This window comes from Mycobacterium palustre (assembly GCF_002101785.1).
Classification (GTDB): Bacteria; Actinomycetota; Actinomycetes; order Mycobacteriales; family Mycobacteriaceae; genus Mycobacterium; species Mycobacterium palustre.
The window spans coordinates 20,208-39,958 of record NZ_LQPJ01000124.1 but is presented as its reverse complement, the minus strand read 5'-3'; the positions used below and the strand labels follow the sequence as shown (position 1 = coordinate 39,958).

18 protein-coding genes are annotated in these 19,751 nt (G+C 61.9%); 3 read left to right on the top strand and 15 right to left on the bottom strand.

Annotated elements, in window-relative coordinates; genetic code table 11:
* The 10 genes from AWC19_RS20470 to AWC19_RS20425 all read right to left on the bottom strand — a co-directional run bounded on the left by AWC19_RS20470 (position 1) and on the right by AWC19_RS20425 (position 11,333).
* Positions 1–954 (bottom strand): MlaD family protein, encoded by a 954-nt coding sequence (locus tag AWC19_RS20470; RefSeq protein WP_085079827.1) that lies wholly within the window; start codon positions 952–954, stop codon positions 1–3.
* Positions 951–1,946, bottom strand: a complete 996-nt coding sequence (locus AWC19_RS20465; RefSeq protein ID WP_211284968.1) for an MlaD family protein — start codon at positions 1,944–1,946, stop codon at positions 951–953. The genes AWC19_RS20470 and AWC19_RS20465 overlap by 4 nt, the downstream gene beginning before the upstream one ends.
* The gene (locus AWC19_RS20460; protein ID WP_085079825.1) at positions 1,943–2,974 is read right to left on the bottom strand and encodes an MlaD family protein; all 1,032 of its coding nucleotides are present in this window, start codon (positions 2,972–2,974) and stop codon (positions 1,943–1,945) included. Before AWC19_RS20460 ends, AWC19_RS20465 begins: the two co-directional genes overlap by 4 nt.
* Positions 2,975–3,063: 89 nt before the next feature.
* The gene (locus AWC19_RS20455) at positions 3,064–4,026 is read right to left on the bottom strand and encodes an MlaD family protein (protein WP_085079824.1); all 963 of its coding nucleotides are present in this window, start codon (positions 4,024–4,026) and stop codon (positions 3,064–3,066) included.
* Positions 4,023–5,084, bottom strand: a complete 1,062-nt coding sequence (locus tag AWC19_RS20450) for an MlaD family protein (RefSeq protein ID WP_085079822.1) — start codon at positions 5,082–5,084, stop codon at positions 4,023–4,025. Before AWC19_RS20450 ends, AWC19_RS20455 begins: the two co-directional genes overlap by 4 nt.
* Positions 5,081–6,166 (bottom strand): MlaD family protein, encoded by a 1,086-nt coding sequence (locus tag AWC19_RS20445; RefSeq protein ID WP_085079821.1) that lies wholly within the window; start codon positions 6,164–6,166, stop codon positions 5,081–5,083. Before AWC19_RS20445 ends, AWC19_RS20450 begins: the two co-directional genes overlap by 4 nt.
* Positions 6,167–6,187: 21 nt before the next feature.
* Positions 6,188–6,952 carry an ABC transporter permease gene (locus AWC19_RS20440; RefSeq protein WP_085079819.1) on the bottom strand — a complete coding sequence of 255 codons (765 nt, stop codon included), beginning with the start codon at positions 6,950–6,952 and terminating at the stop codon, positions 6,188–6,190.
* Between the two features lie 110 nt (positions 6,953–7,062).
* Positions 7,063–8,019, bottom strand: coding sequence for an MlaE family ABC transporter permease (locus AWC19_RS20435; RefSeq protein WP_085079818.1), 957 nt, complete (start codon positions 8,017–8,019; stop codon positions 7,063–7,065).
* A gap of 1,051 nt (positions 8,020–9,070) precedes the next feature.
* Complete coding sequence (locus AWC19_RS20430; protein ID WP_085079817.1) at positions 9,071–9,400, bottom strand: YciI family protein; 330 nt, start codon at positions 9,398–9,400, stop codon at positions 9,071–9,073.
* 292 nt (positions 9,401–9,692) lie between these two features.
* The gene (locus AWC19_RS20425) at positions 9,693–11,333 is read right to left on the bottom strand and encodes a 2-oxo acid dehydrogenase subunit E2 (RefSeq protein WP_085079815.1); all 1,641 of its coding nucleotides are present in this window, start codon (positions 11,331–11,333) and stop codon (positions 9,693–9,695) included.
* Positions 11,334–11,590: 257 nt separating this feature from the next.
* Between AWC19_RS20425 and AWC19_RS20420 the strand changes: the two genes are divergently transcribed.
* On the top strand, positions 11,591–12,361 hold the full coding sequence (locus tag AWC19_RS20420) for a TetR/AcrR family transcriptional regulator (protein WP_142281324.1): 771 nt from the start codon (positions 11,591–11,593) through the stop codon (positions 12,359–12,361).
* Positions 12,362–12,421: 60 nt separating this feature from the next.
* Here the strand turns inward: AWC19_RS20420 and AWC19_RS20415 are convergent, their stop codons facing one another.
* The 5 genes from AWC19_RS20415 to AWC19_RS20395 all read right to left on the bottom strand — a co-directional run bounded on the left by AWC19_RS20415 (position 12,422) and on the right by AWC19_RS20395 (position 17,657).
* Entirely contained in the window at positions 12,422–12,958 is a 537-nt protein-coding gene (locus tag AWC19_RS20415) for a chromate resistance protein ChrB domain-containing protein (protein WP_014711194.1), read from the bottom strand.
* Between the two features lie 6 nt (positions 12,959–12,964).
* Positions 12,965–14,677 (bottom strand): AMP-binding protein, encoded by a 1,713-nt coding sequence (locus tag AWC19_RS20410; RefSeq protein WP_085079814.1) that lies wholly within the window; start codon positions 14,675–14,677, stop codon positions 12,965–12,967.
* Positions 14,650–15,942, bottom strand: a complete 1,293-nt coding sequence (locus AWC19_RS20405; protein ID WP_085079812.1) for an alpha/beta hydrolase — start codon at positions 15,940–15,942, stop codon at positions 14,650–14,652. Before AWC19_RS20405 ends, AWC19_RS20410 begins: the two co-directional genes overlap by 28 nt.
* 22 nt (positions 15,943–15,964) lie before the next feature.
* Positions 15,965–16,354: an acyl-CoA thioesterase gene (locus tag AWC19_RS20400; RefSeq protein WP_245849183.1), complete on the bottom strand. Its 390-nt coding sequence runs from the start codon at positions 16,352–16,354 to the stop codon at positions 15,965–15,967.
* A 115-nt stretch (positions 16,355–16,469) separates the two neighbouring features.
* Positions 16,470–17,657 carry an acyl-CoA dehydrogenase family protein gene (locus tag AWC19_RS20395; protein ID WP_085079810.1) on the bottom strand — a complete coding sequence of 396 codons (1,188 nt, stop codon included), beginning with the start codon at positions 17,655–17,657 and terminating at the stop codon, positions 16,470–16,472.
* A 186-nt stretch (positions 17,658–17,843) separates the two neighbouring features.
* On the opposite strand from AWC19_RS20395, the gene AWC19_RS20390 reads away from it, so the two are divergent.
* Together AWC19_RS20390 and AWC19_RS20385 are read left to right on the top strand one after the other, a co-directional pair.
* Positions 17,844–18,812, top strand: coding sequence for a VOC family protein (locus tag AWC19_RS20390; RefSeq protein ID WP_085079809.1), 969 nt, complete (start codon positions 17,844–17,846; stop codon positions 18,810–18,812).
* 48 nt (positions 18,813–18,860) lie between these two features.
* Entirely contained in the window at positions 18,861–19,742 is an 882-nt protein-coding gene (locus AWC19_RS20385) for an NAD(P)-dependent oxidoreductase (RefSeq protein ID WP_085079807.1), read from the top strand.
* Positions 19,743–19,751 lie beyond the last annotated feature (9 nt).

Genomic DNA, 19,751 nt, shown 5'->3' with positions numbered 1-19,751 from the left:
CTACCGGTCGGGAACGGCAACGTGCAGTGTAATCGCGCCCTCCTTCGGGATGCTCTTCAATATGTTTGAGAGAATCTGTCCACTGTCGAAATTCATCAGGGCTCCGCCAATGCCTTTGAAATGCGGCAAAAGCGTCTCCGTCAGAACTTTGACGTCAGGACCCCGCGTGTCCAGGAATTTCTGAATTCGGTCCAGGTAATCACCGAACAGCGCCATGTCTCGCGGGTTATTCCATTCCAAGGTGTGCATCATGCCTTGATAAGTACCGGCGGCTCCGAAACCCGCCGCTCGAATGGGCGAAATGAGATCACCGAGCAGGGGGCCAACCCAGCCCGCGTTGCGCAGCAGCGCCTGGAAATTGTCGATCACTTCCTGTCCCCGGCCATGCATGCTGGTCGCCTGACTCCGAAGTAGCGAGCTCGCATGTGCCAGGTTGGGCAGCACCTGCTCGGGCGCGGGCAGAGCAGCGTCGGCCTCGCCCAGAATTCGTTTGAGCTGGCCGGGGTCGAGCTGGTTGAGCACGCGCACCACGCTGGTGGCCAGCTCCGAGATGGACGGCGGCGCTTCTATCGTCTTCGGCGAGATACGTTGGCCGTCCTTGTATACCGAGCCTCCGCTCGTCCGTGGCGCCAGTCCGATGTAGGCCTCCCCGAGCGCGGACAGATTGTCCAGCCGCACGTCGGTGTCGACAGGAATGTGGTGATCGCCGTCGACGTAGAACTGCACGGTAGCGTCGCTAGTGGCCGTGTTGATTTCGGTCACCTTGCCGACCGGCTGACCGCGGAGCAGCACATTCGAACCGACAACGAGGCCCTTGATGTCGGGGACCGCCATACTCAGGTTGGTCCGCTGAGCAGGCGGGCCGGTCCGAACACCGAACGACCAGATCACGCTGAGGGCGAACGCGATGATCACTCCGAACATCGCGAACGACAAGGCGCCCTTTAATTTCACGGCGTCGCTCCAAGAATCCGCAGCACGTCCTGCACGTTGTCGATGAGCTCTTTCCCATCCGGCCCTTTTATCGACGTGATGTTTATCGCCGGGTACTTATCTGCGGGAAGGAAGTAGTCCGTGAGTAGCCGCTGCCACGCGGGCGCTTCGTTCTCGAATGCCCATTTGCTCTCTTTCAGGGCTCCAAGCGCACCGCCGAGCGACTTCAGCAGGGGCACAAGCCAATAGCCACCGCTGTAGATACTACCGATCGAGGGCAACACGGTAGCGATGTAAGACCCGACTTGGAATGAGCGTTTCCAGCCGAGCATCCCCTCCGTCGACCAGAAGTACTTGTATTCGGGTAGGTCGTTGTACATGACCTGGGCTGTTCCGGATACACCCGTGAGCCACTGATCGACCATGTCCATGTTGTTGCTCAGATCCGCGAGGTCGGTGTCTACCCGCTTCACCAGGTCGCGGAATTCACCGCTTCGTGCCGGCGTCACCCTGTTGATCCCGATGATGGTGTTTTGGGCACGCTGAATGGATCCGCTGCCGACGAAGTTCGCCAAGTTGGCGATCGTGTCCTCCAGTTGGGGAGGAGACGTGGTCTGTGCCAACGGAACTGTCCCGGCCGGGCGCAGTGCCGGCGCCGGCGGACCCGACTCAGGACGCTCGAGCGCGACATAGGTGTCACCGAGCACCGTGGCTTGCTGCAACGTCGCATGCACGTTTGCCGGCACCACCACGTCGGGGTCGATCCGCGTTACGACGTCGACGTGATTGCTCGCCAGATTGATCTTGGTGACCAGTCCGACGGTCGTACCGTCCTGCACGACCTTCGCACGGTCGGGCAGGCTCAGGACGTTGGCGAACTGCAGGACGATTTCGTAACCGTCGCGGTAGCTCTTACCCGGTTGGGGTAACGAGTTGACGGTCATGGAAGCACACGACGGAACCAACATGGCACTTGCCGCGACGGCGACAGCCGACCATATCCGCCGCCTCATCGCTTCGCCGCCTGCTGTAGCACGTACTGCAGGAGCGCGACGTCGACGGCAAAGGGCTGGCCGTTGACATCCGCGCAACTGCCCGGCATCGACGCGTTCATCATGCCGCAGAGCGCGAGCCCGTCGTGGGTCCGAACCCGATACAGCGGGGGCCGATAGGCGAGGTTGAACGTGTGGAAATCACGCCTGTTGAAGTGATTGGCGATCGTGTTGATCCACCACGGCACCGGGGTGAAAAGATCCGACATCGCGGTCGCGTGGGGAGTCAGCTTCCGCACCGTGACGCTGACCGTGTCGAGCGCTTGCTGTGTTTCGTCACCCAATCTGGTTTGCAGGATCGCCACCAACTCGGCCAGTGGCCCGAGGGTCCCCATTCCGCCGCCGGGACCGGCGAGCCCTGTCGTACCGTCCAGCGCCAACGCCAAGTCCGGCGTCGTCTTGCGCGCGTCGTACATGATCTGCTTCAACGGCGGCATCAGTTCGCGCAGTACACCGGTCAGCTCGGCGGTGTTGCGGATGATCGAGCCGATGTCACTGATCGCTTCGTCCGGGCTGTCAAGTAGCGCGGACGTCCTGGTCACGAGCTGGTTGATCCCGGCTCCGTTGTTGTGCGCCAGTTCGTCAAGCCCGCGAACTGTGTCACCGACGTTCGTCGACCCGTTCGGGTTGATCGAGTTGAGAAAGGTGTAGGTCGATCCGACCACCTGCGAAATCGTCTTGGCCGAAAACGAGTGGTCGAGCCGAATGCACTTGCCGGCCTGGAGGCGCGGACCGGAACTGTAGTTGCCGACCAGTTCCAACGAACGGTCGGCAAGGATCGATGGCGACCGGATGACTGCCCTGACGTCGGGCGGGAGTGGCCTGCTCTGTGTGATTGAGAAGTCGACCCGGACCTGGGTGGGGCCAGCGGCGATGGACGTGACCTTGCCGATCTGATAGCCCATCTGGGTCACCGGGTTGCCGGCGTACAGACCGATGGTGTCTGGGAACATCGCGCAATAGGCGACGCTCTTCTCGCCGCCCATCATGGCGCACGACGAGGCACCGGCGACGGTTGCAGCGCCCGTGAGTGTAGCTACGGCGGTACGAAATATGCGGCGAACCACTTGCGAGACCATCAGCACGGACTCCCCGCCATAGGGATGCAAAGATCTGTGGCAAGCAACTCGGGCGGCGCGTTCTGCGCGTCCAGCATCCGCTCGATCTTGTTCCTGATTCGCCGAAGTCTGGGAATGATCCGGCTGTTGTGGTCCTTCCACCGGGTGACTCTGTCCTGCCAATCGCGAACCTTCTCGATGAACTCCTCGCGGTGGTTCACCCAGAAGTCGCCGAAGGGACGCAGGAACGCATCACCGACGTCGCCCATACCTTTCAGGGCCTCGCCGAAACCCTTGCCGTACAGAACGAGCGTCTCCTCGAGGATGGCAAGCTTGCTCACCAGGACCTTCAATTCGCCCGTGAAATTGCGCAGCGCCTCGATGTACTCATCGGAAAGATTGAGTATCGATGTAACCTGCCTCCGCTGACGCTCGATCGTGGACGTGAGGGCATTGCCCGCATCGATAACGGCGGAAAGGGTCTGCACGTTTGTGCCGGTGAGTCCCTCCTTGATTTGATCCAATGATTCGCGAATCGGCTTCGGATTAACTCGCTCGGTGATTTTTGTCGAATCGGTCAGCGCCCGCATCAGGCTGTACGGCATCGTCACGCGCTCTACCGGGATCGGATTTGCACCCAGTGGCTTTCTGCCCAGCGATACCAAATTGACATAATAACCGCCGACCACGGTGAGCATACGGACCTGAATTTGTGACTGATCACCGACAAATGCGTCGTGATCCACGGTTGCGCGAACCTTGACCTGATTCGGTTCGATTGACAGATCTTTCACTTTGCCGACCGTGATCCCGGCAATCCGCACGGTATCACCGGGATGGATCGCCGCCGCATCATCGGTGTAGAAGGAGATCATCTTCTGGCCCGGAGGACTGATGTTGATTTCGGCAGCAGTGATCGCCAGCACGGCGACCAGTACCAGCGCGGCGACACCCCAGAACGTCGAACTCTTGAGAAGTTTCATCGATTGCACAAGATCACCCTTTGGCCATTCAAGAGCACGTCCATTGAGTCGGGCAGTTGCGCGCGACCCCGCGAACAGGGCAATGGCGTATCAGGCGCCCCTGGCGGGGGAACGTTATCCCACATCACCGGTATCAGCTTGAGGACGTCGCGACTGTAGTCATCGAAACGCGTGATTGCCTTGTCGAGACCGTCGGCGATGTCACTCCGCGAGGAGTCGACGACGTCGATTCTGCCGTCGGGTTGCTGCACCCGAGTGGCGGGCCCGAGCGGAAACCCTGCGTTGGCAAGGACTTGGAGAGTAGGCGCGGTGAAGGCAGGCCCATACAGTTCCGACTTACGAAACTCGTCCATGACCGAGATCGCCGCGTCCAACGGCTGATTCAGCCACTTCAGGACCTGGACGAAATCTTTCGAATGCCCGCCGAACGTGTCGGCCACAGCGTCGAGGTTGCGCATCACCGTCGCGATGACTTGTTCGCGGTCGGACGCGAACTGAGTCAGCTTTCGGACGCTGTCGAGCATCGGCTTGAGTCCGCCCTCGCCCGACAGATACGTTGCGGCATTCTCGGTGAAGGTGTCGATATCGCTGGGACTCAAGGTCGCGATGACGGGCTGCAGCCCGTTGAACAGAGTGGTGATGTCGAACGACGGTTGCGTCATGGTGATCGGAACATGCGACACAATGCTCGCCGCTGGCGCCGTCTCGGACGGATTGACGACATCGACGTAGCGCAACCCGGTGAGCGCCTGGTACTTGATGGCCAACCGCGACGTGGACACCACTGCATAGCGCTTGTCGAGACTGAACTCGACCATTGCGAGGCTCTGTCCAGCCGTACGCTCGAGCGTCAGCGATTTGACTTTCCCGACCCGCACTCCCCTGACCCGCACGTCAGCGTCGACGTGCAGGCCCGACGCATCCGTGAATTGAGCTGTGTAGGAGCGTGTGGGTGCGGCAACTGGTTGTCGCAGGACATTGACCAGGACGATGAACACCGCCAGTGCGGCGGCGGCGGCCAACGCAAATCGCCATAATGCGGCCTTGGGCGTGATCACTGGGCTCCTATCGCACCGAGCGGGGCAGCCACACCGGGTAATTCATCCAGGACGATGTGTGTCTGTATCGCCCGTTGTTCAGGGGATCCCGCATACAGATTTTCCAGTCGAGTTCGCAATTCCACCAAGTCAGAGGAGATATTGGCCGGTGTTATCAGACCGGGCACTACATCGGTCAGAGTTTTGACCAGATCGACCGCAGGCATCAAATCTTGCGGGTGGGATGACAATAGCTTGCCCAATGCACCGAAGAACCTATTCGCCAGCAGGTCAAGCGTCGCTATAGACCGCTTGTTCCAATATTCATCTGTTTGATACTGCCCGATGGAAGGGGCAAGGTTGACAAAATCTTGACCGGGCAGGCAGCCGTCGGCGGTCTGCATGAACCTCACGAATCCAGAGTTGTGATCGAAGTTATAGCCAGCAGAAGTAATCGAGTCCAGCGTGCCTGGGAATGCCACACTCACACCGGTCGTATTTCTCAAAAGTTGCTCGGTACTTACCGTCTGCACCTTGGTCACCGCCTCGGCCGCGACCACGATCGTCTCGATGAGTGGATTGAGCCCGTCGGTGAACCGCGTGGCGCGGTCCATCACGCGCACCAATTGCGGCGTCACCACGCCGCCGGTGATCTCACCCAGCCGGTAGAGCAACGCCTGCAGGGTGAAGTTTCCCTTTGGAACGGTGTCGATTCGCGAGCCATTTCGCAGCGGTGCCCCGCCCGTGCCGGCAACCAGGTTGATGGCGGTGACGCCGAAATAATTGGACGGCCGAAAGTCGACGTTCATCTTGTCTGTTAACCCGGCAGTGGGTCCCGACCGGACGTCAGCGTTGAGGCGGACACCACCGCTGGCAAGGCTCGACACGGAGGTGACTTGGCCGACGTTGACCCCGTGCATTATCAGCGCGGTACCCGCGGTGACTCCCTGACCCAGATACGGCAGGTCCATGACGATCGAGATGCGGTTCGCCGGACGGCCACGGAATGGGTTCACGGCGATCAACACGCCCGTCACCAACAAGCACAGCGCGAGCACCGCGCCGATGGTGGTCAGCCGACGCGCTTCGGCAGCCTCCGACATCCGGAATAGCAAGCGTTTCCCCTAGCCCTTGAACTCGAATTTCGGCGTCCAGCCCCAAATCATGACGGTCGTCATAATGTCGAGGACCATAATGGTGACGAGACTCGCGCGAATTGCGCGTCCGGAAGCCTGCCCGACCCCAACGGGTCCGCCCGATGCAAAATAACCGTAATAACAATGAATCAACGTCGCGGCGGCGCAGTAAATAATCGCCTTAATGAGCGAATAAGCAATGTCTGTCGGGGAGAGAAATTGAACAAAATAGTGATTGTATGTTCCGGCTGGTTGATTGTAGGAAACGCGAATTACCAGATCCGAGGTGAAGAAAGCAACCATCAACTCGAGCAGAAAGCCGGGTACCACACATATCATTCCGCCGACGAGACGCGTGCCCACGACGAAGGGTATCGATCGCAGCCCCATCGACTCGGTGGCATCGATTTCATCCGCGATCCGCATGGAGCCGATTTCGGCAGTCATCCGGCAGCCGGCTTGGGAGGCGAACGCGACGCCGGTGACCAGCGGTGCCATCTCTCGGACGTTTCCCCACCCGCCGATGATTCCGGACAGCGCGCCGAGGCCGATCAAGTTGAGCGTCGCATAAGCTTCGATGGCCACCATCGCGCCGATGGTCACACCAAGGATTGTCAGGATGCTGATCACGCCGCCGTCGACGACTATTGAACCCCGGCCCCACGCCAGGCTGTTCATCACTCGCACTGTTTCCCGTGAGTACCGCCGAATAGTTGTCGGTAGCAGCCACAGGGTCTGGGCGATGAACACCACCCATTGGCCCGCGGTTCTCAGTGTCCCATTAACGAGTCTGACCGGTGCCCGGCCAAAATTAAGATACTTTGACGGGACGGCGCGAGAGCCTGGCAGTATCGGCGGCGCCACTACGCCACCGCCATGGGGAAGAACATCGTCTCCAGCTGAGTGATCGCCAGATTTGCGGTCACGATGCAGACGACGTTGAGTACGACAGCGGCGTTGACTGCATCCGCCACACCACGCGGTCCGCCCTTGGCCTCCATGCCCCGCATCGAGGAGATGATTGCGACAAAGGCGGCGAAGGTGACGGTCTTGCCCATCGCAAACCAGACGTCGACCATCTTCGCAAACGAACCGAATGACAGCCAGAAGCTTCCGGGCGTCACGTCGTTGACGGTGACGGAGATCGTGAAGGCTGCTGCCACGCCGGATGCGACGACGATGGTGCACAAGATCGGCGCGGTGAGGACGAGGGCCAGAAAGCGCGGCACGACCAGACGCTGCACCGGATCGATACCGAGTGTTCTCAGTGCATCGAGTTCCTCGCGGATCGCCCTGGCCCCGAAGTCGGCAGCGATCGCCGAGGCCGCGGCGCCACCCATCAGCAAACCCGCGGTCATCGGTGCGCCCTGACGAACCACACCGACCCCGATTGCCGACCCGATAAGTGAGTTTGCCCCCACCTCGTTGACAAGGCCGGACACCTGGACAGCGATCATCGCGCCGAAGGGCACCGCCATCAGCACCGCTGGAACTGCCGTCACCTTGAGCAGGGTCCAGGCCTGCACGATGAGCTCACCGACGGGCAACCGCATCGAAATTGTGTCGATGACGGCATAACGCAACACCGCGGCCGCCATCAGTACAGCGCGACCCGTGGTCGCCGTACTGCGCGCCGGAATCGTGCCGACTCGCGATGCAGCCTTGGCAACGCTGGCGCCGGGCTGCGTCAGTACCGCGCGCCAGCCATCCGGCGGGGCGCCGTTCCCGAAAGGTGCGCGATGCAGGGCGCCGCGGTGCCCGCTGTCGCCGTTTGCTGACCCGGCGTGCGTAGTCGCCGCCGTCGGCGTCTCTGTTGCCATCGAAAACTCGCCTCCTCCCCGTCGCGCTGACCACTGTCGTTTGCCCTGTGCTCCGGCTCACAACGCTGCTCCTGGGGCAGGGTACACCACATCGGAGCATTTTTGAACATAGTCTCAAAAATTCTCGATAGAACTTCCAAGGAACGAGACCGCGCGACGCCGACACACGTGCAGCGGCTCCCGAGTCGTCCCGCAAGACGAAGTAAGGCCGAAGGTCAGACGAGTCGATTCCATTGATGGGCAAGGACATTCGCGTGACCCGGGGCTCAGCGCGGACATGGGTGTCATTGACGACGCCGATCGCGTCGCCCGTCGGCCACCTCGGACAGGATGCCTCGTCGGGGCGCACGGCAGGCCGCGGCGCCACCTCGTACCCCCTTGCGGGCGGACTTACCGGCTACTTGCGGGTCCAGGCGCGGCATGCCCCTACTCCTCATACGACAGCCCTTAGAGGCACCGCCGTGCCACCGCGAACGCTGACTGTAACGGCTGTCACAGTAGCCCTCCGCCAACGCAGTTGTCAAATACTCGTCATCACCGTAACCTGGCGTCCGGCGGCGTCGAAGTTATGGCAGGAATGGCCAGGTCCGCACGCGTTCCTAACATCGCCAGGTCTCCCTATGGTCGGTGACCCGGCGCTCGTGTCTGGACCGTTCTGGACTTCACCAAGCGCACGGTGACTCCCGGGTAGGGGAGGTTAATCAGCTCGACAACATCCCGCTTGGTGGTGGGGGACTTGCCATTTCGGGTGAACGGCGATACTTCGGAGAATCCGCGCCGCAGGCAAGCCGCCGAGAGGTCTCGGTGTCGGTAATGCACGTCCCCGAGAGGAGCGTGACGGCCCTGCGTGCATCGCGGGCGCGGTTCTGGCCCCGGCCCGCAGCTCGGTGATTTCTGTTGGAAGATTGCCTCCACCGCCCAAGGCCAAACGCCGGAGCCCGTCGAGGCATCGGGGTCGTACACCGTACGGCGCAACTATCTGTCTCTGTTCGGATTTCGAACCACCTCAGGCGAGGTGAGATGCCTGACCGCCAGCCGGCTTGACACCAGTTTAGGTCATGTTCGAAAAGTCGCCCGCGGTAATCATCCATGGCAGCACGTCGGCGACGACCAAACCCGACTTGATCGCCGGGTCGTTTTCCGCGATGCGGGAAGCCTCAGCCGCGTCGACGCGGGGACTGAGGACCATCAGGCCACCAGCGCCGTCGGCCAGCAGCGGTCCACTCAGCAGGATCGCCCCCGACTCTTCGAGTTGCCGGACATATGCAAAGTGTTCGGCGACGCCGTCCTGTTCGGTGGGCGCGACCTCAGGTCGAAAGTTCGGGCCTGGGAGGTGCCTGATTACGAACAGAGTTGGACGGTTATCAAACTGGTCGGCCATTGCTTTCATACCTTTCGCTACCCACGACGAAGGGCGCTCACTATCGGCAGTGGCGCGCCACCCGACAGACGATGCTACGTTTGCGTTGATAAATCAACTACATCGTAGATCTGCCAACGATTGCTGCTCAACTGCTCGGTGGCCGGGCTGCGGCCCAGCCAGGTATCAATTCAGGCGGCGGCATCGGCGGCGAAAACGTCGACGGCGCAGAGCTTGTCGCCGATCAAGCCGGCGCGAAGATCCCGCGGTGGAGCCTGATTTGATGACTCAGTCCGTAAGCGGTCCCAAGCCGTCACCCGCGCTCGTGCTCTAGATCGAGTTCGGCGGCAAAATCCGCAGCCTCGAGGCGACGCTTGATCGTACTCAAGAAACGGCCGGCATCGGCGCCATCCACCAGTCGATGGTCATAGGTCATTGACAGGTAGCAGACCGACCGCACGCCGATTGACTCGTTGCCCATGGCGTCGAGCACCACCCTGGGTTCCTTACGGATCACTCCGGTGGCCAGGATCGCCGCCTGGGGTTGCACCAGGATCGGCGTATCAAACAGCCCACCCTCACTGCCGATGTTGGTGATGGTGAAGGTTCCACCCGACAATTCGATTGGAGCCAGGTCGCCAGAACGCGCCCGCGCGGCAACGTCGACGATTGCCCGCGCCAACCCGCCAAGCGAGAGGTCACCGGCATTGGACACCACAGGCGCCAGCAGTCCTCTCGCCGTATCGACGGCGAAACCAAGGTGTTCGGCGTCATGGTAGGTAATGGTTTTGGACTCCTCGTCATAGCTGGCATTGATGTTGGGATGGGCTTTCAACGCATCGATCGCGGCGGTCGCAATGAACGGAAGGAACGTCAAGTTGACTCCTTCCCGCTCGGCGAAGGATTTTTTTACCCGCGCCCGAAGCGCCGCGATCGCCGTCATGTCGACCTCGTGGGTCTGCGTCAATTGCGCTGTGCTCAAGAGTGATTCGTGGGTCTTTGCGGCGGTGAGCTGGCGGATCCTGCTGGCCTTCTGGACCGTGCCGCGCACCGGCGCATCGGCACGCGACGGTGAGATTTGCTGACTGCGCTCTGCTGGGTGCGTGTGTCCGGCAGTGGGGCGCCCGTCCACCGGTACCGGCGCGGGCGGTGCGGCGGGCTTGCGGGCGGGCTCGGGGGCGAGCCTGGTTGCCGGGGCGGCACCGGGCGCGGGGTCGTCACGGGGCTCCGCGTCCGCTACGAACTGGGGTGCCGGCTCTCTTGCCGTCTGAGCTTCTCGTTGGGATTGTGACGGCGCCTCTGATGCTCGCGGTGGCGTGGATGAAAGTGTCCGAGGCGCGCCGATCTTGCCCAGCTCGGCGCCGACTGGGACGACCTGGTCTGCAGCGGCGGTGATGGCCAACAGCGTCCCCGCAGCCGGCGACGGGATCTCCGTATCGACCTTGTCGGTGGACACTTCTACGAGCGCATCATTCACTTCCACGTAGTCGCCGACGTCCTTCAGCCAGCGAGTCACCGTGCCCTCCGTGATCGACTCGCCCAGCTCGGGCATCGTCACCGACAACGTCTCGGCGTCCCCGCTGGCGGTCTGTTCTGCGGCGTCGAGTTCCGATCCGGACTGCCTGTCGGGAGTGGGCCCCCGGACGGGTTCGGGGGGCGCACCGACATGAGTCGGCGGCGGCCGATCGTCGACCATTACGTCGGTGGGTGCGGAATCAGCTTCGCCGATGAGCGCCAGATCGCTGCCCACCGCGACGGTTTCATCCTCGCGCGCGAGGATCTCTGTGAGCACGCCCGCCGCCGGGGAGGGTATTTCGGTGTCGACTTTGTCTGTCGACACCTCCAGCAGAGGCTCGTCGAGGGCGACGGTGTCCCCCTGCTGCTTGAGCCACCGGGTCACTGTCCCTTCCGTGACGCTTTCGCCGAGCGTCGGCATTTGGACGGTGACGACCATGTGGCGACTCCTTGAGTCAGAAGAAGCTGTGAACGACATGAGTTTACACATACGACTGATAGTTGACTTTAGCGTTGATTCGACCACTGGCGCGACATCGGGTTGCGGTTCGGAGACACCCGACGAATGACTGTCACCGCCCCGCAGGATGACCCGACGGGTGCCGCGCGTCTTCGGCGAGCGTGGCGTGGGGCCTCTTGGCGCACCGTGCGTCCGGATCTCCGAAGATTAAGCATTTCACCAATTAAGATGGTTCGATGGCGAAAGCGACAGAGACCGCGTCGGGTTCCGGAGCACGTGAGGCAACCCGGGACGGCAATGCGCAGTCCCAGCCGGCGGTCAGCATGCGCAAAGAGCTAGTCGAAAACCAGATGTACGAAACCGCGGCCAAGCTTTTCGCCGAGCGCGGCTTCGCCGGCACCAGTCTCCAAGATATCGCCGACGCCATGGGCATCACCCGTCCGGCTCTTTACTACTACGTCAAGAGCAAGGAAGATCTGCTCTCCAGGCTCGTCACCGAGATCACGGCGGGAAACACGGCGCAGATCCTGCGGGTGACAAACAATAAGACGATCGACCCTGTGCAGAAACTGTCCGAGGTCGCCTATCTGATGGCGCATAACCGTGCCCTGCACCCCACGCGCTTCTTACTGCTGGCGCGTTCCGAAGCCGAATTGCCCGAAGATCTGGCGAAGGTTCACGAGACCACCAAGCGCAAGATGTTGCGCAACCTCATCGAAGTCATCCAAGCTGGCATTGACGCAGGCCAGTTTCGCCCGGTGAATCCGCGGATCGCCGCGTTGGCCGTGATCGGTATGTGCAACTGGGTAGCGTGGTGGTTCCACGAAGACGACGCGGCCAGCGCTGAGCAGGTCGCCACCGACGTCGCCGACATGGCAGTGGCGAGCGTGCTGCAGGCGGAGAACCGGGTGACAGCGGCGACTGGACCGCGAGCCGCGTTGTCGCTGCTCCGTCAGGATGTCGCCTACCTCGAGCGCTTGCTCGACGATGCCGATAAGAAGCGCTGATCATCCCCTACCAGCCGAGCTAGGTCCGCCAGCACCGGTGCGGTTCGCGATTGGCCGCCGTCAAGCTTGCCCGGAAGACAGTGGAGACTCCTGCTGCCACTGCGATCTGAGCGAGGCCATACGTTCCCAGAAGACTTCTCGACCGCTCCTGGCGTCGAGTCGACGAGCCCACAACGCGGCGAAAAGTGCGTCGTATGCCTCCATCGACGCATCGATGATCGCTTGGTCGTCGCCGCGCTGAAGCATTAGGCCCTCAGATAAGAGAGCCCACGCAACGCCCAGTTGGATCACCGAGTCCGGGGTATCGCCCTGATCTTCTTGCAGGACATGGTGCACGCCCGCGCGAATGACAGCGGCCATATCCGCCAGGACCGGTGATTGCAGGCCGTAGGCGCGCAGAATCTTGTCGAAAGTCGTGCCGTCGTGATCATGCATCCCCAACGCTGCGCCCGGAAGTGCGAACGGTGTGGCGTCTTCGGGCCAGGGCCCGTCGGCATCGACAAAGAGAAATTGCGCCTCCGGATCCACGAAGCGTTTGATGAGCCACGGCGAGGCGACACGATCGAGGTGCACCGTCTGGCGCGTGACCCATTTCATCGACGATTACCTTTCGTCGGCGAGCAATGTCGCGATCTCTTCGCGAAGAATCGCCTTATTCACTTTGTGGATGTTGGTCAGCGGGAGTTCAGTTCGGATCTCAAGGCGCTCAGGCCATTTGAACTTTGCCACGCCTTGATCCGAAAGGAATTGCTTGATGGTCTCGAGCTCGATTGCCTCGGATCCCTGGCGTAAAACCACGAAGGCGCAGGCCCGCTCGCCTAAACGCGAGTCGGGCATCGCCACCAGTGCCGCACGCTCGATGCCCTCGTGCCTGAGTAGTAAGAGCTCGACCTCTTCGGCGTTGATCTTCTCGCCACCGCGATTGATCAGGTCCTTTATCCGGTCCTCGAGTCGGTAGTAGGACTTGTCGCCGTCGAGGATCTCTGTGACGATGTCGCCCGTACGGTAGAAGCCTTCGGAAGTGAAGGCTTCGGCGTTGCGTTCCGGGGCAGCGAAATAACCGCGGATGGTGTATGGACCCCTGGCGCACAGCTCCCCCGACGTTCCCGGCGGTACCTGTCGCTCACTGCCGGGTTCGAGTACCCGCACTTCGTCCCCGGGAGAGATTGGGGTTCCCTGTGTTCCGTGCCGGATCTCCGCCGATGCGTCGCGCGGCGAGAACATGCACATGCCCTCGCCCATACCGAACATCTGGATGACCTTGCACGCTCCGGTCTCGTACTCATCGATCACTGCGCTGGGCACTGAGCGGTCGGCCCAGGCGACCGTGCGCAGCCCCGCCAGGGCCGCCCGCAGCCGTGTATCAGCCTCGATGACACGCGCGATCGGTCGCGTCATCAGCATGTGGGTGATAGTTACAGTCGACGCCAACCGCAAGAAGGCCGCGGTATCCGGCGGGCTGGTGGCAAAACACGCCCCGACTGAATGTGCCGCGTGAAGGGCACACACGATACCGGCATTGTGGATCAACGGAAGCAGATGCACGGCAACGCTGGTCGAGTCCATGTTCATCGCGTCGCCCCACTGAGCGGCGTTGTACCAGTACTCGGTGCTCAGGCGCGGAATGAGTTTGGGGACACTCGTTGTTCCGCCGGAGAGTTGTAGCACCGCCAGACTCTCCGGGGAGAGTTGGCGTTGCACCTGCTCTACGGTGAGGCGTCGCTGCTGACCCGTAGATTCGTTGGCTTCGGCCAGCGATTCGATCGAAAGTTCGTCCGAGGCAGGTGCGGTCGTTCCGACCGTGAGCTTGATGCGCAGGCTCGGTTGCGCGTCTGCGATTTCTGTTGCGAGGCTGCGCAAATCATGACCGGCGAACCCGGGCTCGTACAGGTGCGCGGCCGGCGCACACTGCCCGGCGATCGCACTGATTTCGTGCCAACGATGCTGGGCCAGCGTTGCAACCGGAACGAGGCCGGCTTTCAGCACGCCGTACCAGCCCAGCACGGCCCAGACGTGATTGGTCGTCTGGAACAAGACACGCTCGCCGGGCTTCAGACCCGCCTGAAGCAAGCCGGTCGCAATCCGATCGGTGAGATCTCCCAGCTCGGCGTAGGTCAACCTGACACCGGGATCGACCACAGCGAGCCGATCGGAAAAGCGTTCGACAGACTCCTGCAACTCCTGACACAGCGTCCGAGGCCGCCAGAACCCGGCTGCCCGATAGCGCGCGGCCAACGAATCAGGATAGGGAGTTACCTTGTCCGCGATGTCCACGTCTTCGGTCCCGATCATCGCGAAGCCCGTTCGCTGGCCCAAGTGGTTATCTTGTGTCCCGCCAACGGCATACCGTCAGGCTCACCATCGGCGAGCGGTCGACCGAAGTGGTCGGCGCGAATCGGATGATGCGTCACGTCATCAGACGCAGCACTCGCCATCGCCTCGCTGATGTCGCTGGGGAACACCGAGCAGTCACCGGTGAACTCGATGATGAGTACTGGCACGGATACACCCGCCAGGGAGCGGGCCACCGATGCGTTGGCCGACAGACCAGACCATGTCGACAGCCAGGCCTCGGGTGTGGTCAGCCGACCGAACCCGTTGACACCGTAATTCGACACTGACGGCTTGGCGCTGATCACCGAACCGTAGGGCCGCTCGGATTTGTCCAGCCGCAGGTCCGTACAGCGGAGGTCTGCGTCGGTGCGGTAGGTGGTGATGACCGGGGTGAGGATGCTGCGGCGCTTATCCGCGCGAGTAGCGGTACCGGCCTTGATCTTCTTGCGGGCCGATAGCTGCTCGGCAATCAGTTCACGCGCTCGCGCGTCGATGCGGGCCACCCGCTGTGCCTGCGCGTCCCGGTAGGCGATAACAAAAGCCTCCGAATACTGTGAGCCGCCCTCTTCAGCGGTTCCAAAGCCATTGGCAGGATCGAAGGGATCCAGGGCCGGATCGACCGAGAAAGGATCGGCTTCGTCGGTAACCGATGGGTCGATGGCCGCTTGCAAGAGTTTGCCTTGGCCTGGATGCGGAGCGATGAGCACCAGGCCGTCGGGTGCAGGCATCGGCGCATCCCCGAGCTTCGTTGGCGCGCCGCCCGGGGTACGTGAGATTCGCGAATCCGGTTGCGCTTCTGCTTGTTCAGCGTAGTACGAATAGAGGCCGCCGCCTCCCGAGTGGCCGATCAGGAAGATGTGTTCAAAGCCTTCCCGCCGCAGCCACTCCATCGCAGCGGCCACGTCGAGTAACGCGTTTTCGTGCACAAGCCGCAGATCGTTGCCGACATCACGCCCCACCTGTGCCCATACCGCACTCCCCGATCTCAGTAACTCGGGGATCAGCGGGTGTTGACGAAGGTCTTGACGTGGATGCATCAGGCAGAACACGGTGTGTGCGCGTGCATTCGGTTGATACAGCGTTCCGCGGGTGACTTCGCCGTCGAAGGTAATCAGGGTTTCCGAACGCGCGGATACGCCATCGGGGAGGCGTGCGGGCCAAAAGTCGATCGCGAGCGCCGCGCGGCCCCTGCCCGAGGGTTGATAGCCGGCTGGTGCCGGCGCATGCCCGGTGGTGGTTTGAGTCATCTGTCCCTACCTAGTGCTGCTATTACGTCCGTGTTGCCGTGTTGCTCAGTGCTTCAGCTAATTTGGGAAGCAGGCGGACCGATCGGAGACCGGACCCATCCACAGCGGCCTGAACCTGCTTCACACGCACGATCACCGCCGGGCTCGTTTCGCCGACCTTGGTGAATTCGGAACGAAAGGTGACCGATCGCTCGGAGAGCGTGTCGACCGACAATGTGGCCTGCACTCGATCATCGAGCCGCAGCGCTGACGCGTATTCCATTTCGCACCGCACGGCGGGCAGACCATACCCGTTGGCCAGCGCGTCAAAGGTTCCGCAGCCCACGTCGGCGAGCCAGGTGGAAACCAGCCGCTCGGCCCATAGCAGCGGGGCTCCGAAGTAGATAACCTGCGCCGCGTCGGTGTCGGCCATCACCACTCGGAATGAGCTCCGTGTCAACAGAGACGAGCTATCAGGGGCCCGGTCTGACATAGACACGCGGAATTCGCTCCTCGGTGCGACGGCGGTGATCGGTGAGCCCGACAGATCAGAAGAACGGCACGTCCGGAGCCAGTCCGCAGCGGACCCGGCCGTGCAGTTCGGCATTTGTGCTGAAGACGAGGAACGAGTGGACCGTGAGCGCTTCGATGTCATCCACGATGCGGCCCATCGGATTCGACAGGGTCAGAGCGCTTGCGCCGGCGGCTTGGCGGATGACCTCGATCGCCTCACGGCTGCGGCGAAAGCACCAGGCTGCATCGGACCGGATTCGCACCCGGCTCGCCACATCGGCGAGGTTCTCAGAGACCTTCAAGGCGGTCTCGACGGCCCGCTCGGCATGGAAGCGCGCCTCGTCGATCTTCATGATCGCTTCATCCATCTGCAGATGCGTGACCACCGCGTCGGACTGCTTGGCGTAAGTCGTGTACGTGATACCACGCTTGTGAATTCGCGATGCGAACAAATCCATTGCCGCCCTCGCCATTCCGAGTGGGGCACCGGTGGCTCCGGCAGTAAAGAACGGGATATGAGGCACCTTGAAGTAGCTATCGGAGGCCAGCGATTCAGAACGGGTCTCCGCCATGGCTGCAACCGCGATGGGCTGCACCATGTGCTCAGGAACGAACAAATCCTCAACCGAGAGCGTGTTGGATCCCGATCCGCGCAGACCACTGACGTGCCAGTCGTCAGCGGCCGCCATGTCGGAACGTCGGATGATGAACGTGGCGGGCTCGGGATCTTGACCGTCGCGCACGATCATCGAGGCCATCAAGCCCCAGTCAGCGTGATGCTGGCCGCTGCAGAACCGCCACGAGGCCGTGATGCGATAGCCGCCATCGGTGGGAATGGCCTGCCCTGAGGGTGTGAAGTTCGAACACATCAACGGCGCACCATCGGCGAACACCTCGTCGAGCGCCCGGTCCGGGAAGGTGCAGCTCATATAGATGCCGCCGTTGTAGATGCTGGTGACCCACGACGTTGATGCACACCCGCGCGCCAACTCTTCGCCGATCCTGATGAAGGTCGGTAGCGACACCTGGTAGCCGCCGCGTGATCGAGGCGTCGTCAGCTTGAACATGCCGGCGTCACGAAGCGCCTCGATGACGGTATCAGCCGGCCGGGTCAGTTGCGACGCTTCGTCGGCGTGCTCGCTCAGCAGCGTGGACAACTCCGCGGCCTTGGCGATCAGCTGCTCCTCTGTATCCGGTTCCAGGGCCTCGTCAGTGGTGGTCATTGCGGACACAGATTTCCTCCCAGGCGATGTTCTTGTGCGCGAGAATCGCTGTAATGCCAGTCACGTTAGGGGCACCCAACGCTATTGTCAAATAGTCGGCGTCACCGTAAGCTGACACCTGCCGGCTGGTGGCAACACCGCACAAGTAGCCGCGTCGCGAAACCAACCCGACATCAGGAGGCAGCGTTGTCACCGATCGGCATCGAGCGTGTCAACTACATCGCACTGAACGCTAAAAACCCGGAGACGGCCGCGGCATTCGCGGCTGAAAGGATGGGATTCTCGCTCGTCCACGCCGATCCTGACGGTACTCACTATCTCAGTGCGCACGGTGTCGATCGATACTCCCTGGTCTACACACCCGGCGACGATCACGGTCTGCACCACGTGAGTTATCTGGTGCACGATGCCAAGACACTGGACGCAGCGGTCAGCCGCTTGGAAGCGACGGGCGCCAAGGTATCCAAACTTGAATCGGCCGGGTGGGAGGGAGCGCCCGCGGTCAGGGTTTTGACGCCGGCCGGTCACTGTCTCGAGTTGACGACAGGCGTGAGCACTGCGATTCCGGTTGCCCATCTCATCGAGGCACCTGAGACCGGCGGGCCCGAACCCGTTGTCGCCGATCATCTCGGACTTGGAGCCGCGGATTTCGAGGCCGAGGAAGCCTTCATGCTCGACACGCTCGGTCAGCTGTACTCCAGCCGCATCATGGGTCCTGGCGGAGTACAGGTGATGGGCTTCATGCGTTCCCCTGGCCGCTACCTTTATCACGATGTGGTGTTGGTGAGGACGCCGGCCACTGCGCTGCACCATTTGCAGTTCAGCATGAAGAATGTCGATTCCTTCTACGCCACCGCCGAAGCTCTGCAAGCCAACGATGTACGCATCGAATGGGGCCCGTTGCGGCACGGTCCGGGACACAACATCGCTCTTTACTTCCGCGACGCCGAGGGCTACTGGTTCGAATACTCGGTGGAAGAGGAGATCATCCTCCACGACCCGACCTACGTGCCGCGCACGTGGACGGTCGCCGATTCACACGCCGTCGATGAATGGAACACCGGCGCACCCCCGGCCGAGTTGATGGGTCCGCCCCCACCCGATGCGTTGCTGGGAGCGGATCTCAACGAGACCTTTGCAGTCACCGACAGCTGATACCGGCGCGGCGGGTCTTCGTCGTGGTCTTGATCAGAGGAGTTTTACATGAGTGCGCTCACAGTGGGTTTCATCGGCGTGGGCCGGCTGGGTTTGCCCTTGGCAAAGGGGTTGCTTGACAACGGGTTTCATGTCGTCTCGACCAAGCGCGGCCGATCTGAGGAATTGATTGCCGCCGGCGGCGCTGTTGCGGGAGACGGCTCGCCCCGCGACGTGGCCGAGGCCGCCGACGTCATCGTGACCTGTATGCCGTCCGCAGCGGCGTTTCAGGACGTCATCGACGGCCCAGACGGAATTCTTCGAGCCAGTGCAGTGCCAACCGTCATCGAGTGCAGCACCCTGCCCTTGGATGTCAAGCAAGGCGCGCGAAAGCTGTTGATCGACAGGCGTTCTCAATTTATCGATGCGCCAGTGAGCGGTACGCCACCGATGGTGGCTATGAAGATCGCGATGATCTATGCCAGCGGCGACCGCGACGCGTACCTCAGTTACGAAGCGGTACTGCAGGCCATGTGCCCCAAGGTCACCTATGTCGGGACCGAATTCAACGGTTCGAAGATCAAGTTCGTCGCCCAGTTCTTGGCGACCATCCATGTCACGGCCGCCGTCGAGGCGATGGTGTACGCCCAACGTGCCGGTCTCGATCTCAGCCAGGTCGCCGAACTCATCTCAGCGAGCCCCGGCGCCACCTCGGGGCAGTTTCAGATCCGCGCCCCGATGATCGCCGCCGGTAACTTCGACGCAACACTTGTCACCGTCGACATGACATTGAAGGATGTCGACGAGGTCATTGCGTTCGCCCGAGAAATCGGTGCTCCCACTGATTTGTCGCAGATCGTCGCAGATCGCTATCACCGGCTCAGCGATGCAGGCCGCGGCAACGCTGAACCGGCGGCGCTGTTCCGCGCTCTGTGTGACGGCGAACAATGACCGCCTCCC